This is a genomic window from Oceaniferula flava (assembly GCF_016811075.1).
Lineage (GTDB): Bacteria > Verrucomicrobiota > Verrucomicrobiia > Verrucomicrobiales > Akkermansiaceae > Oceaniferula > Oceaniferula flava.
The window spans coordinates 129,176-141,917 of sequence record NZ_JAFBGL010000002.1 but is presented as its reverse complement, the minus strand read 5'-3'; the positions used below and the strand labels follow the sequence as shown (position 1 = coordinate 141,917).

Annotated in this window: 13 protein-coding genes; 5 read left to right on the top strand and 8 right to left on the bottom strand. The window is 56.9% G+C overall.

What is annotated here, in order from left to right; genetic code table 11:
• Positions 1-248: 248 nt before the first annotated feature.
• From JO972_RS03695 to JO972_RS03685, 3 genes are read right to left on the bottom strand one after another with little or no spacing between them, the layout of a single operon-like run.
• On the bottom strand, positions 249-1,547 hold the full coding sequence (locus JO972_RS03695; protein ID WP_309488652.1) for a DEAD/DEAH box helicase: 1,299 nt from the start codon (positions 1,545-1,547) through the stop codon (positions 249-251).
• A 38-nt stretch (positions 1,548-1,585) separates the two neighbouring features.
• Positions 1,586-2,386, bottom strand: coding sequence for a formate dehydrogenase accessory sulfurtransferase FdhD (gene fdhD / locus JO972_RS03690; protein WP_309488651.1), 801 nt, complete (start codon positions 2,384-2,386; stop codon positions 1,586-1,588).
• Positions 2,383-2,886, bottom strand: a complete 504-nt coding sequence (locus JO972_RS03685; RefSeq protein ID WP_309488650.1) for an MOSC domain-containing protein — start codon at positions 2,884-2,886, stop codon at positions 2,383-2,385. The genes fdhD and JO972_RS03685 overlap by 4 nt, the downstream gene beginning before the upstream one ends.
• A gap of 431 nt (positions 2,887-3,317) precedes the next feature.
• On the opposite strand from JO972_RS03685, the gene JO972_RS03680 reads away from it, so the two are divergent.
• On the top strand, positions 3,318-4,469 hold the full coding sequence (locus JO972_RS03680; protein ID WP_309488649.1) for a serine/threonine protein kinase: 1,152 nt from the start codon (positions 3,318-3,320) through the stop codon (positions 4,467-4,469).
• Here the strand turns inward: JO972_RS03680 and moaA are convergent.
• Positions 4,466-5,491, bottom strand: a complete 1,026-nt coding sequence (gene moaA, locus JO972_RS03675) for a GTP 3',8-cyclase MoaA (protein WP_309488648.1) — start codon at positions 5,489-5,491, stop codon at positions 4,466-4,468. The two genes, JO972_RS03680 and moaA, sit on opposite strands and share 4 nt — an antisense overlap.
• Positions 5,492-5,530: 39 nt before the next feature.
• Between moaA and JO972_RS03670 the strand changes: the two genes are divergently transcribed.
• From JO972_RS03670 to JO972_RS03655, 4 genes are read left to right on the top strand one after another with little or no spacing between them, the layout of a single operon-like run.
• Positions 5,531-6,706: a molybdopterin molybdotransferase MoeA gene (locus tag JO972_RS03670; protein ID WP_309488647.1), complete on the top strand. Its 1,176-nt coding sequence runs from the start codon at positions 5,531-5,533 to the stop codon at positions 6,704-6,706.
• 40 nt (positions 6,707-6,746) lie between these two features.
• Entirely contained in the window at positions 6,747-7,226 is a 480-nt protein-coding gene (gene moaC / locus JO972_RS03665) for a cyclic pyranopterin monophosphate synthase MoaC (protein ID WP_309488646.1), read from the top strand.
• Between the two features lie 12 nt (positions 7,227-7,238).
• The gene (locus tag JO972_RS03660; RefSeq protein WP_309488645.1) at positions 7,239-8,045 is read left to right on the top strand and encodes an NTP transferase domain-containing protein; all 807 of its coding nucleotides are present in this window, start codon (positions 7,239-7,241) and stop codon (positions 8,043-8,045) included.
• Between the two features lie 41 nt (positions 8,046-8,086).
• A complete protein-coding gene (locus tag JO972_RS03655) occupies positions 8,087-8,518 on the top strand; it encodes a molybdenum cofactor biosynthesis protein MoaE (RefSeq protein WP_309488644.1) in 432 nt (143 codons plus the stop codon).
• An 8-nt stretch (positions 8,519-8,526) separates the two neighbouring features.
• Here JO972_RS03655 and JO972_RS03650 read toward each other — a convergent pair whose 3' ends face one another.
• The 4 genes from JO972_RS03650 to JO972_RS03635 form a co-directional block, all read right to left on the bottom strand.
• Complete coding sequence (locus JO972_RS03650) at positions 8,527-9,183, bottom strand: PIN domain-containing protein (RefSeq protein ID WP_309488643.1); 657 nt, start codon at positions 9,181-9,183, stop codon at positions 8,527-8,529.
• A gap of 64 nt (positions 9,184-9,247) precedes the next feature.
• Positions 9,248-10,123, bottom strand: coding sequence for a transglutaminase family protein (locus JO972_RS03645; protein WP_309488642.1), 876 nt, complete (start codon positions 10,121-10,123; stop codon positions 9,248-9,250).
• 7 nt (positions 10,124-10,130) lie between these two features.
• A complete protein-coding gene (locus JO972_RS03640; RefSeq protein WP_309488641.1) occupies positions 10,131-11,129 on the bottom strand; it encodes an alpha-E domain-containing protein in 999 nt (332 codons plus the stop codon).
• A gap of 22 nt (positions 11,130-11,151) precedes the next feature.
• The gene (locus JO972_RS03635) at positions 11,152-12,555 is read right to left on the bottom strand and encodes a circularly permuted type 2 ATP-grasp protein (protein ID WP_343221535.1); all 1,404 of its coding nucleotides are present in this window, start codon (positions 12,553-12,555) and stop codon (positions 11,152-11,154) included.
• Positions 12,556-12,742 lie beyond the last annotated feature (187 nt).

Sequence of the window (12,742 nt, the reverse complement as noted above, 5' to 3'; positions counted from 1 at the left end):
TAGCTGACAGAGTCTCCTACTGAGCGCTGTGGAATCCACTCCCGACAAGGAGGCGCCTCATAGCAGCACCACCGAACAGCTTCGCTGGCGGGGCGCTCGCCTTCATACACCAGAGGGCATTCATGCCATCATGAGCAGCCACTCAGGGGAAAAACCAGGAGGCCTAGCCCCCGTCTTTACCGACGTGATTTGGGAAGACCTCGGCACCCGAGTTCAGGGAAGGGATGCCTAACGATGACCTATCACGATCACTTCCGCTTCTTCGGCTTGCGCCAGTCGGTGCGTTTCTGGGTGGTTTTCTTGGCGGTCTTTCTCGCCTTCCCGCGGGGGGAGTTTTCGAAGCGGTCCGACGAGTGGCGCTTGGGCTGCCTTTTGACGAAACGACGTTCCTTTTCTTCCTCCGGTGCAGGCACCTTGTAGTTGAAGCCATCGAGGAAGCGCTTGGCGAGCGTTTTGCCGATGTGGCGCTCGAGTTTTTTCAGACGTTCACCATCGTTTTCGGTGAGGAACGTGATCGCACAGCCTTCCGCTCCAGCGCGACCGGTGCGGCCGATGCGGTGGATGTAGTCGTCGCTCTGACCGGGGAAATCATAGTTCACCACGTGGGTGACGTTGGGGATGTCCAAACCACGAGCGGCGATGTCGGTGGCGACGAGAACCCGCAGTTTGCTCGCCTTGAAATCTCTCAGCGCGCGGGCGCGGTGGTTTTGTGAGCGGTCGCTGTGGATCGCTTCGGTATCGATCCCGGCACCGCGCAGATCCTTGGTCAACAGATCCGCATCTTCGCGAGTGCGGACGAAGGCGATGACGGAGAAAAATTGATGGTCTTCCAGCAGCTCGATCAGCAAGGGCGTCTTGAGGTGCGGCTCCACGGGGTAGAGATACTGATCCACAGTCTCCGCCGGATTGCTGCGCGCTCCCACTTCGATGGTATGCGGGTCTTTGAGGATCGTCTTCGCGAGGCGCTCCACCTGCTGAGGGAAGGTGGCGGAGAACAGCAGGCTCTGACGGCGCTTCGGCAGGCTCTCGGTGATGGCCTGGATGTCGGGAAGAAATCCCATATCCAGCATCCGGTCGGCCTCGTCCAGCACCAGGTGGGTGAGTTTGCCAAAGTTGCAGTGTCCGTCTTTCATCAGCGCCATCAGTCGACCAGGGGTCGCAATGACGATGTCGACGTTGCTCTGCAGCTTTTCAATCTGATGCTTTTCACTCGCCCCACCCATGACGATGGCGGTGCGGAGGTTGGTGAATTTTCCGTAGGTGCGGATGCTTTGGTTGATCTGCTGCACCAGCTCACGGGTCGGTGCGATGATCAGCACCCGGGCGGCGCGCTCGGTGAGATCGTGATTGCTCGACACCAGTTGGGAAAGCAGCGGCAGTGTAAATGCGGCTGTTTTTCCGGTGCCAGTCTGAGCCAGACCGATCAGATCCCGGCCGGAAAGAATGGCGGGGATGGTTTTGGCCTGAATGGGAGTCGGCTGGCTGTAGCCGGCATCGTCAGTGGCCTGAAGGATGCGATCGTGGAGTCCGAGTGACTGGAATGACATACCCGCTGAGTAGTCCGAAGGGCGGGAAATCTCAAGTTTTATCGCTCAGCGCCAGTGATCCGCTGGGGGCCGGCGTAGACGTTGAAGGTCGGTGGACGCAAGAACCCCACCAGGCTCTGCCGGCTTTCACGGGCAAATTCGATGGCCAGTGACGAGGGCGCGGAGATCGCGGACACCATCGGAATGCGCGCCATCAGCGCTTTCTGCATGACCTCGAAGGAGACCCGACCCGATACCTGAAGCAGAGTCAGGGAGAGATCCACCTTTTCCATCGCAGCCCAGCCAATGACTTTATCGATAGCATTGTGTCTGCCTACGTCCTCGCGCAGCACCAGGATCTCACCTTGGGCATTGGCCAGACCTGCGGCGTGCAAGCCACCAGTGCTCTCGAAGATCTCCTGAGCGGCACGCAGCGCCTTGGGCATCGTTAACAAGATATCGGCATCAACGGAAAAACCATCCTCCACGGGCGCGGCCTGAAGGTGAATGGCCTCGATGCTCGCCTTGCCGCAAATGCCGCAGGACGAAGCGCTGAAAAGATTCCGACTTAGCTTGGCGTGATCCAGCACCACCTCATCCGCCAAGAAAACCAGCGCGTGGTTCTTTTTCTGTTCTAAATCAATGCGCATGACATCCGCCACCGAGGCCACCAAGCCCTCTGTCAGCAAAAACCCAGTCACCAGATCCAGATCGTGCCCCGGCGTGCGCATCACCACTGCCACAGGAGTGCCATCCACGGTGATCTGAAGCGGCTCTTCGGCTGCCGCATGATCGGACTGCTCGGAGAGCTTGCCAGCGCCGTATTTCCAGATTTGGAAATCTGTCGATTGTCCCGTCATTTACCTGGATCAGGTTCCACTTCACCGGTCACCTCCAGCTCATAGTCACCGGGTGTCAATTTTCCACCTTGGACGATGCGAGTTCGTAAGCCTCCACGCCCCTTGAGAAATTCGAAGGCCCCAGGAGCACAGGCTTCGTCCATCCAGTAACAGGGTTTGCACTCGCCGGAACCGGTGAATTCCAGACCGCCGAGGGTGAATCGTTTGCCGATCAGTTCGTTGAGATCCACCCCTTCAATCAGCACATTCCTTCTAAATGCGCTCGGACTCAGCTCCCCCTTCACAATCTCTTCCTGCACCTCTTGGTAAACCGCCCAATCAAAAAACGTCAGCTGGCCCTTGTAGTCGGGTTCGAAATCATAAAAGCGATCCCCCTCGATGCCATGGCCGGCGACGCAGCGCATCACCTCCACTTCTTCGATCACATGATCCATCGACCCCTTACCGTGTCGGCCAAAGTAATTATGCCCGGGGGAAATATAGAGTTGTTTAAGAGTCACGTTCACAAGCCGAGGCTGCCTCATATCAACTGCGCTTGCACGGCCAAAAAGCAGTGAAATGGGACACGCAACAAGCTCCAGCCAAGGGGAATAAGGATTATAGAAAATATACACTAAGATGATTTGGAGCCTTCTGAATCGCCTTGACTACAACTTAATTAATCAAAGTTTACTAAACCAAGTCGCACCACAGCGCACTTTTAACAGTTTTTCTGTAACAAGCTAGAAACGTTGATATTACGGCAAAGGATGAGTATTATAATTAACATTTTGATAGCAAAACGACTGTTTTTAAATGCTTTTTTGTAATGAATTCTCGTAACCCCAGATCATTAATGTATCTTTTTTATAAATCAACGCAGAGCGCAGCGCACCGCTCACCTTCTACGTAGTTCCCTCCAAAACAACTAGCAACGACTCACTACCCGACCATGACAACGCTCGAACAACCCATCCGCCTAGAACCTGTCGAACTCGAAGCTGCAGCTTCTGAACCGCGTTACACCATCTTAGAAACTCTTGAGAACCATGGGGGAGGTAACGGCCTCGCGGTGGTGAATCGGGCTCACGACGAGAAACTTGACCGCGAAGTGTCTGTCAAACGTCTCCTCCCAACCATGCCAGAAGTATCTCACACGCTCCGCGTGGAAGCCCTAATGCTGGCAGCCGTCAATCATCCGAACATTATTTCCATCTATGATGTTTACGAAACAGACAATCGCGTCTGCATCGTCATGGAATCGCTCAGGGGACAGTCGCTGGATCAAGTATTCGCCAAAGGCAAATTCTCCGTCGAAGATCTGACCACTTTGATGTTCCAGACTCAATCTGCTCTGGCCAGCGCCGAGTCTTCTGGGATTGTTCACGGCGATCTGAACCCGCACAACATTCTCCAAACTGTCAACGAGCAGGGTGAGCTGCAGTATAAGCTTCTGGACTTTGATCAATCGATCTTCGCCAAGACCAAGATGCCACTCGAGAGCCACTACGCCGCCTACGGGTCGATTTACTGCATGGCTCCAGAGCGCTTTGAAGGCACCGCACCCAGCACAGCATCAGACACCTATGCCATGGGTTGTATTTACTACCTTGCGCTCACCGGAACCTTCCCATGCACAGGCGCTGCAAATATCGAAATCATGGCCTCGCATTTACGCGGCCAGATCACCCCGCTGCAAGAGCTCCGTCCCGATCTTCCGGAGTGGCTCTGCCAATGGGTTCACTGGCTTCTCGCTCGCAACCCCAAGGAACGTCCGCAGAGCCCCAAAGCAGTCAAGGAGTCCTACCTCGAACTGATGCAGAGATTTACCAGCTCTCCTGAAAAGTTCCTCAGTGTCCTGGATTCTCCCACCCATGCCTTGGCTCAGAAAGAGATCAAAACCGAAGAGGTCAAAACTGAGGAAAATGACAGCTGGGTCGTAGCTCGCGGCACAGAAATCGGAGGCCCTCATACCTGGGAAAATGTCATCAATTACCTCTACTCAGGCTCACTGCTTTCCACCGACCTCATCAAAAATGACGCCATGGACAACTGGGTCCTTCTCGGCGAGCTCGTGGAGTCCCGCATGGCCACCGCCGGCTAACCTCCGATGTAGGACATCTCAGGTTTTTCAATCGGCTCGGCCAGACCGGCCCGCAGCTCCGAATATCGATCGTCGCGTCTCCCCCAGAGCGCGGCGATCTTTTGCGTCAGCTCCTCGGCACTGGCGCCATCGCGCAGCATCGTTTTGATGTCGTGCCCCTTGGTGGCAAACAAGCAGGTGAAGATCTGGCCATCGGCAGAGAGCCGGGCACGATTGCAGTCGCTGCAAAAGGGTTGGGTCACCGAGGAAATAAAACCCACTTCGGTGTCGGGGAGATCGGCGTGATGGAAACGTTTCGCCGTTTCCCCCACACGAGGCGAGGCAACAGGCTGGAGATCGTAGTGGCGGCGCAGCTCAGCCAGCAAGTCGGCGGACGGCACCACCTGGTCGCGTTTCCAACGGTTGGTATTGCCGGTGTCCATGAACTCGATGAAGCGCAGCGCCACCCGACGGCTGCGGGCGAATTCCGCCAAAGCGCTGACCTCATTTTCATTCACCCCCTTCTGCACCACGCAGTTGATTTTCACCCCCAATCCTGCGGACAGGGCGGCGTCGATGCCACGGATCACCTTGTCGGGAGTCGCGCCCACGCCGTTCATCTTGGCAAAGGTCTCGGCGTCGAGAGCATCCAGCGATACCGTGGCGCGCTGCAGCCCGGCACCCACCAGGTCCTCGGCAAAACGTCCCAGCAACACACCATTGGTCGTCATCGCCAGATCGCGCTCGCCGGGGATGGCGTCCAGCATTTCGATCAGCTCATGCAGCCCCCGCCGTAGTAGGGGCTCGCCTCCGGTGATGCGTAATTTTTCCACACCCAGCGTGCAGAACACAGCAGCCAGTGTGGCGATTTCCTCATGGGTCAGGATCTCCGGCTTGGGCAAAAAAGCATAGCCCGGGCCAAACACCTCCGCCGGCATGCAATAGCGACAGCGGAAATTACAGCGATCCGTCACCGAGATCCGAAGATCGCGGAGTGGCCGTGACAGGGTATCGCTGGGCGACTGCATGCGAAACACTCGCACGGATGGACAAAAAAGGCCAAGCGTGATTTGATCCATCTTGTGCAGCCGCTCATTTCCATCCACGAGGCCGAAAAACATCTCCTCTCCAAGCTCCCGACCATGGGCAGCGAGGAAATCGACGCCGACCAGGCACTGGGGCGCCGACTGGCGGTGGCGATCACTGCCGACCGTGCCATCCCACCCTACCACCGCGTGATGATGGACGGCATTGCCATCGCCTACGACAGTTTTGCGTCCGGGCTGCGCGAGTTTGCCATCGCCGGCACCCAAGCCGCCGGGCAAGCCCCGATCTCACTCAAGAACCCGGAAACTTGCCTCGAAGTCATGACCGGGGCCGTGCTGCCGGAGGGCTGCGATTGTGTCATCAAGGTCGAGGACATTCGGGTGGAAAACGGCATCGCCCACCTCAGCCCCACCTGCCCCGCCCAAGCGGGTCAGCACATTCACCCGATGGGCAGTGATAGCGACACCGGCGCGGTGCTGGTCCCCGTCGGCGCGATCATCGGCGCACCGGAAGCCGCCATCGCCGCCTCCGTCGGCCAAACCGAGCTCAGCGTTTTCAAACTCCCCAAGATCCTGCTCATCACCACCGGCGATGAAGTCATCCCGCCGGCCGAATCCCCCCAGCCGCACCAGATCCGTCGCAGCCACGCACCCGCTATCGGCGCAAGCATCACCGGTCACCGGCTCGGTTGCTTGGAAAACATCCACGTTCCAGACACCCTCGACGCGCTAAACGCAGCCCTGCAGCAGGGCATGGAAACGGCCGACCTCATCCTGCTCACCGGCGGGATCTCGATGGGAAAATTCGATTACGTCGCCCCCGTGATGAAGGCCCTCGTCGGGGATCCGCTCTTCCATGGCATTGCCCAGCGGCCGGGAAAACCCTTGGCCTTCTGGCCCGGCGAGACACCCGTCATCGCCCTGCCGGGCAACCCGGTCTCCGTCATGGCTTGCATGGCGCGCTACATCCTGCCCGCCCTTCGCAACATGCGCGGCGAAAGCTGGCAGCCCAGCACTTACCCACTCGCCAAAGACGTCCGCTGGAACGCCCCATTCCCCGGCCTCGTGGCATCGCAGCTAGCCGGAAACAGCGTCCATGCTCAACCGCCACGGAACTCTGGCGACTACACAGCACTTGCAGGAGCCAGCGGCATCTGCGAACTTGCTGCCACATCTCCAGCCGGCACCCTCGTCCACTACTACCCGTGGTAAAAAAATTCTGAAAAATTCCGTCAATTCTGTCCAAACAACAATGTCCCAGCTCACCCACATCAACGAAAACAACCAGCCTGGCATGGTCGATGTCTCACCGAAGGATGTCACCCGCCGCACCGCCACCGCGCAGAGCATCGTCGAGGTCGGCGCCGAGGTGATGTCGCTCCTCACAGACGGCGAGATCCAGAGCAAAAAAGGCCCGGTTTTCCACACCGCCATCATCGCCGGCACCATGGCGGCGAAGAAAACCTCCGACCTCATCCCCTTCTGCCACCCGTTGCCGCTGCACAGCTGCAAGTTCAACATCGAAGCCAGCTCGGGCACCGAGATCACCATCACCTGCACCTGTGTCACCACCGGAAAAACCGGCATCGAGATGGAAGCGCTCGCCGGAGTCAACGGCGCCGCGCTGACGCTCTACGACATGTGCAAGGCCGTGAACAAGGCCATGGTGATCCGCGAAACCAAGCTGCTGGAGAAAACCGGCGGCAAGAGCGGCGACTACGCAGCGAGCTAAGCCAACAATCACATGAAAGGCCTATTACTAGTCGGCGGCAAATCCTCCCGCATGGGTGAGGACAAATCCGAGATCGTCTTCCGCGACGGACTGACCCAGCGCGAGCGAGGCGTTCAATTGTTAGAATTGGTTTGTGATGAAGTATTCATTTCCGTTGCCGAGGGTGATGGCGATGGTGTCATCGCAGATGCTTTTGGAAATGTGGGTCCGCTTGGTGCCATCGCCTCTGCCCAAAAGCATGACCCAAAAAGCGCATGGTTTGTGCTAGCCTGCGACCTCCCACTGTTAGAAAAAGGCCACCTACAAACACTCGCAGATGCCCACACAGCGGAGTGTGACGCCACCTACTTTTCCAGCGCCACCGATGGACTACCTGAACCACTCTGCGCCATCTGGTCGCCTACCACCGTCAGCCATGTGTTAGAATCTATTCAATCAGGAAAACGCTGCCCCCGCTCAGTGCTCAAAAACCTCAATGGCCAAGCGCTGCCATCCCCCGGTCTCTGGCCACTGGCCAACACCAACACTGAAGCCGACGCCATCGAAATCCGCGCCCGACTCGACGGCAGCACCAACGAGAAGACCATCACTCTTTCCTACTTCGCCCAACTGCGTGAACTCGCCGGCACCGACCTCGAAAGCCACCGCACCCACTCCGTCACCCCCGCCGGAGTGTTCGAAGAAATCCGCGCCAAACACAGCATCCCCCTGAAACGCAAAGGCATGATGGTCGCCGTCAACGGAGACTTCACCGATTGGTCACACCAGCTAACAGAAGGCGAGGAACTCGTCTTCATCCCCCCCGTCGCCGGTGGCTAGGCCATCAAACTGCAAATTCCAAACACCAAGCTTATTTCCCCGTGTTCAAGTTAACCGATCAAACCATCGACCCGCGCGCACTTTGTGATGCCGTCCGTGATCCCTCCGCCGGTGGCTTCGCCAGCTTCGAAGGCTGGGTGCGCAACCACCACCAAGGCCGCGATGTCGCATCGTTAGAATACGAGGCCTTCCCTGCCCTTGCCGAAAAAGAAGGCAATCGCATCCTCGAAAAAATCTGCGCCGAGCACGATGTCGTCGCCGCCCGCTGCCAGCACCGCACCGGTCACCTCCAGATTGGCGAAATCGCCATCGCCATCGCCGTCTCCGCCGCCCATCGCGCCGCCGCCTTCACCGCCTGCCGCGCCATCATCGACGAGATCAAACACACCGTCCCCATCTGGAAAAAAGAACACTACACCGATGGCACCAGCATCTGGGTGAAATGCCACGGCTGCGCCGAGCACGCGCATTAAATTTCAGACTAAGGGTAGACGCACTTACCATTCTCCTGACCTCTAACGACTCCTTCCCGCTTCAGATTCTCGAGAATCTGCTTTGCGTTATTTTCATTACCGGCAGGAGAACTGTTAGCTATCCAATTAACTAACTTTGCTACGGTATTAGGTCGCTTATCTTGGGCCACAAGTCGAAGTTTAGTAATAATCTTAGCAGTAGATGTATTGCTAGCGATTCCTTTTTTCGCCGCTTTCTTCGCAACCTTTTTCACCGCCTTTTTGGCTACCTTCTTCGCGACTTTCTTAGTGGCCGTTTTCTTCGCTGCAGCTTTGGCCACTTTCTTCTTCGCGCTGCCTTTTCTGAGACAGGTTCGCCCTTGGCTTTTGAGGTGATTGATCAACCCATCGAAACCCTTGTCGTGGGAGATCACGTGGAAGCTGATTTTATTATCCGCCGCTCGATGCGCAACGCCCATGTAGAACGTTAGATGGAAATCGAGGTTGTTGTTGCCCGTGGTCTCCATGCGGATGATCTCGAGCCGACTGAATGAGTCTGTGGGAATATCACCTAGATTAATGCGTTTGTGCCGAGGGCCTACGAAGACGAGTAGTCTATCGTATTTCTGTAGGTTCAGCTCCTCTAACGAACCTACATTTTCATAATCAATAAACGCCCAAATCATTATAGATCCATACCTAACACATCAGTTCTCCCAAGGCGATAGTAGAATAATGATATGACTAATACTAAACCAATCGACTCACAGCTCGGTCTGGCAGGCGTTCGATTTTGACGAAGACGTCGAGGAAACTTTGTGAGTGGCCGTAGTAGGTTCCGGAGATCGGGGAGACGTCTTTGTAGTCGCGGCCGGTGGCGAGCACGATGTAGGTAGCGTCGGTGATTTTATTGTTGGTGGGATCGAGGCCAATCCAGCCGTGATCCGCGATGAAGACTTCCACCCAGGCGTGGGATGCCTGGGCGCCGCGTAGGCTACTGTCGTGAGTGGCGTCAAAGAAGTAGCCGCTGACGTAGCGGGCGGGAATCCCCAGGGAGCGGCAGAGGGCTAACATGGCATGCGCAAAGTCCTGGCACACCCCTTCTTTCCTGCGGATGACCTGTTGGGCATCGGTATCCACCGAGGTGACACCGGTCTGATAGGAGTAGTGCTGATAGATGTGCTCCATGATGGCGTAGCTGGTCTGGAAAACATCTTCGGAGCTGTCTTTGATATCCACCGCCATGCGCCAAGTGGCCGGATCCCAGGTGACGTAGAGACTGGTTTGCAAAAAGGGATGGCATTCCTCGGATCGCTGCAGCTGCGCCAGGTCGCGGTGCTGAAATCCATACGGTAGGTCTTCAAAATCGACTTTGCTGCGCGTCTCCACGGTGCAGGAGCTATCGATGGTCAAGGAGTCGTGGGCGCCGGGGATTTCCAGATGGTGGACGTAGTTCCGATTGAAATCGATGAAGTGACTCAGACGGGTCGCCGGCAGGGTGTAGACCAGCGATTGCTCACAGTGCTGCCAGGGACTTTCCTTGGGTTTCAGGCGCAGTTCATTGACGCTATTGCTCACTGGTGAGGAATAGTGGTAGGTCGTGCGGTGATGAACGCTGAGGCGCATGAGAAAGTTACTGCTGCTGTTGTTGTTGCTGTTGATACTGCTGCCAGATCGGTGCGCCCACGGGCGGGGCATCCCTGTCGGGAGCGAGCAGGACGTAGGTCTCGAAGATCTGCTGGCCGATCTCATTGAGGTCGGACTGCAGCGCATCGATGAACTGATGCAGCCCCTGTTCCCAAATCGACGACAGGCTGGTGTAATTTAACTTCGCCAGCAGCGAGCCGGTGAGCCGTTCCGCCTCGTTGGAAAAGCTGCCGTTGGGCATTCCGGAGACGGCGTGTAAGGTGTCGTCCAGCTGTCGCAAACAAAAGCGAATACTGCGCGGAAACGATTGCGAGAACAGCAGGAAGGAAACGACATTTTCCAGGTTGATATCGCCGCGGTATTCGGTGCGGAATGCCGAGAACCCGGAACAAGAGCTGAGCACCGAGATGAGCTGGGCACGGTCCGGGTTCGATGTCGCATGCAGCATGTCGATGATCCGGCTGGTCTTATCCACCCGCTCCAAATAGCGCCCTAAGAGGACAAAGTGCCATCCTTCATCGTGGAGAATCGTGGAGTCTGTTAGTCCCTGATAGAGCAGGCAAAATTTGATCACCCGATTGTAAAATTCATCGGGGTGAGCCTTCCACAGCTGCATCGCCTTCTCCGATTTTACATAGAGATGGAAGCGGTTGCACTCCAGCCACATGTCGTCGGAAATCTGATCGCGCACCATGCGTGCGTTCTCCCTGGCATGGGCGATGCAGGTGCGGATGGAATCCGGGTTGAGCTCTGAAAAGGCGATGAAGTTGCCAATTTCCAGCTCGTCCATCTCAGCCACCCCCAGAGCTTCGGCATAGGCCTGCTCGGCGCCGGCGGCATACAAGGCTGGGGCGGTGGAGCGATTCATCATGGTGGCGGAATCCAGCGAGTCATGATCGCTCACCGCCACGAGACGCGCGAGGTTCTCAGCCCGTTCGATGTAACGGCTGTGCCAAATAAGACTGTCTGCAACTCTGGAAAGCATGGTGATCGAGGTGAGGAATGAACTAGGGCTGTGAGCGGAGCACCCAGGTGTCCTTACTGCCGCCACCTTGGGAGGAATTGACCACTAGCGAGCCCTTGGTCAGGGCGACACGGGTCAGTCCGCCGGGGATGATGTTGATTTTCTCACCGAAGAGGGCGAAGGGACGAAGATCGACGTGGCGACCCTCCGGCATGTTGCCATCGCAGAAGGTCGGGTGTCTGGAAAGCGAGACCACAGGCTGGGCGATGTAGTTTCTGGGGTTCTCCTGGATCAGCTTGGCAAAAGTCGCCTGCTCCTCCTTGGTGGAAGATGGCCCCATGAGCATGCCGTAGCCGCCGGATTCATTCGCCGCCTTCACCACCAGCTCCGGCAGGTGATCGAGCATGTATTTCCGATCGTCATCGCGCCAGGCGAGGTAGGTCGGCACGTTGTTGAGGATCGGTTCCTGATCGAGATAATAACGGATCATGTCCGGCACGTAGGCGTAGGTCACCTTGTCGTCCGCGACACCGGTGCCCACGGCATTGGCCAGCGAAACATTGCCACGCAGGTAGGCGTCCATCAGTCCGGGCACACCTAACAGCGAGTCCTCCTTGAAGGCTAGAGGGTCGAGAAAATCGTCATCGAGTCGGCGGTAGATCACATCCACCTGCACCAGACCACGCGTGGTGCGCATGTAGACGTGGGCATCTTTCACCAGCAGATCGGGACCTTCGACAATTTCGATCCCCATCTTGTGAGCGAGAAAGGTGTGTTCGAAATACGCGCTATTATAGACGCCGGGAGTGAGCAGCACACAGACGGGCGTTTGCCCCTTGCGCGGAGAGAGATACTGCATCGTTTCCAGCAAGATCTCCGGGTATTGATCGACCGGACAGACACCGTATTTGCGATACAGATCAGGGAAGGCCCGCTTCATGGCCTCACGGTTTTCCAACAGATAGGAAACTCCCGACGGGCAGCGACCGTTGTCCTCCAGCACCAGATAATTTCCCTGGTCGTCACGGATTAAATCGGATCCACAGATATGCAGGTAGACGTCTCCTGGCGGAGTAAAGCCGACCATTTCCGGCCGGTAATGCGCTGCCGACTTGACCACCTCCTCCGGGATGATGCCGTCCTTGATGATGTTGCCATCGTGATAGACATCGTGCAGGAACAAGTTCAAGGCCGTGATCCGCTGCGTCAGACCATACTCGATCTGCTCCCACTCGTCGGAGGTGATGATGCGGGGGAAGAGGTCGAAAGGGAAAATCCGCTCGGTCCCCCGGTCGTCTCCATAAACGGTGAAGGTGATACCACTTTCCAGAAATCCGGTGGTGATCCGCTGTTGGATTTCATCGATGTCGGAGGCCTCCAGTTTCGACAGCCGCTCCATCAACAATCGGTAATGGTCACGGACCTCGCCCCCAGACGCCGAGAACATTTCATCGAAGAAATGCTCCGTCTGATACTGCGCAAAAATATTGTTCGCCACGGTGATTTCATCATTCTAGCACAAGCTGTGCCTGATCAGAAAAATTCTCACGCAGCCGGATCCGCAGCTCCATGCAGCCAGCCAGGCACTGGGTTCAAATCGGCCACCGACGCCTGGCCTGATCAGGAGAAGATCC

Bases quoted from the DNA above. Each gene is read 5' to 3' on its own strand.
- moaC (WP_309488646.1), top strand. From the start codon at position 6,747: ATGTCCCAGCTCACCCACATCAACGAAAACAACCAGCCTGGCATGGTC.
- fdhD (WP_309488651.1), bottom strand. From the start codon at position 2,386: ATGACGGGACAATCGACAGATTTCCAAATCTGGAAATACGGCGCTGGC.
- JO972_RS03680 (WP_309488649.1), top strand. From the start codon at position 3,318: ATGACAACGCTCGAACAACCCATCCGCCTAGAACCTGTCGAACTCGAA.
- JO972_RS03645 (WP_309488642.1), bottom strand. From the start codon at position 10,123: ATGCGCCTCAGCGTTCATCACCGCACGACCTACCACTATTCCTCACCA.
- JO972_RS03650 (WP_309488643.1), bottom strand. From the start codon at position 9,183: ATGATTTGGGCGTTTATTGATTATGAAAATGTAGGTTCGTTAGAGGAG.
- JO972_RS03640 (WP_309488641.1), bottom strand. From the start codon at position 11,129: ATGCTTTCCAGAGTTGCAGACAGTCTTATTTGGCACAGCCGTTACATC.
- JO972_RS03695 (WP_309488652.1), bottom strand. From the start codon at position 1,547: ATGTCATTCCAGTCACTCGGACTCCACGATCGCATCCTTCAGGCCACT.
- JO972_RS03635 (WP_343221535.1), bottom strand. From the start codon at position 12,555: ATGTTCTCGGCGTCTGGGGGCGAGGTCCGTGACCATTACCGATTGTTG.
- JO972_RS03660 (WP_309488645.1), top strand. From the start codon at position 7,239: ATGAAAGGCCTATTACTAGTCGGCGGCAAATCCTCCCGCATGGGTGAG.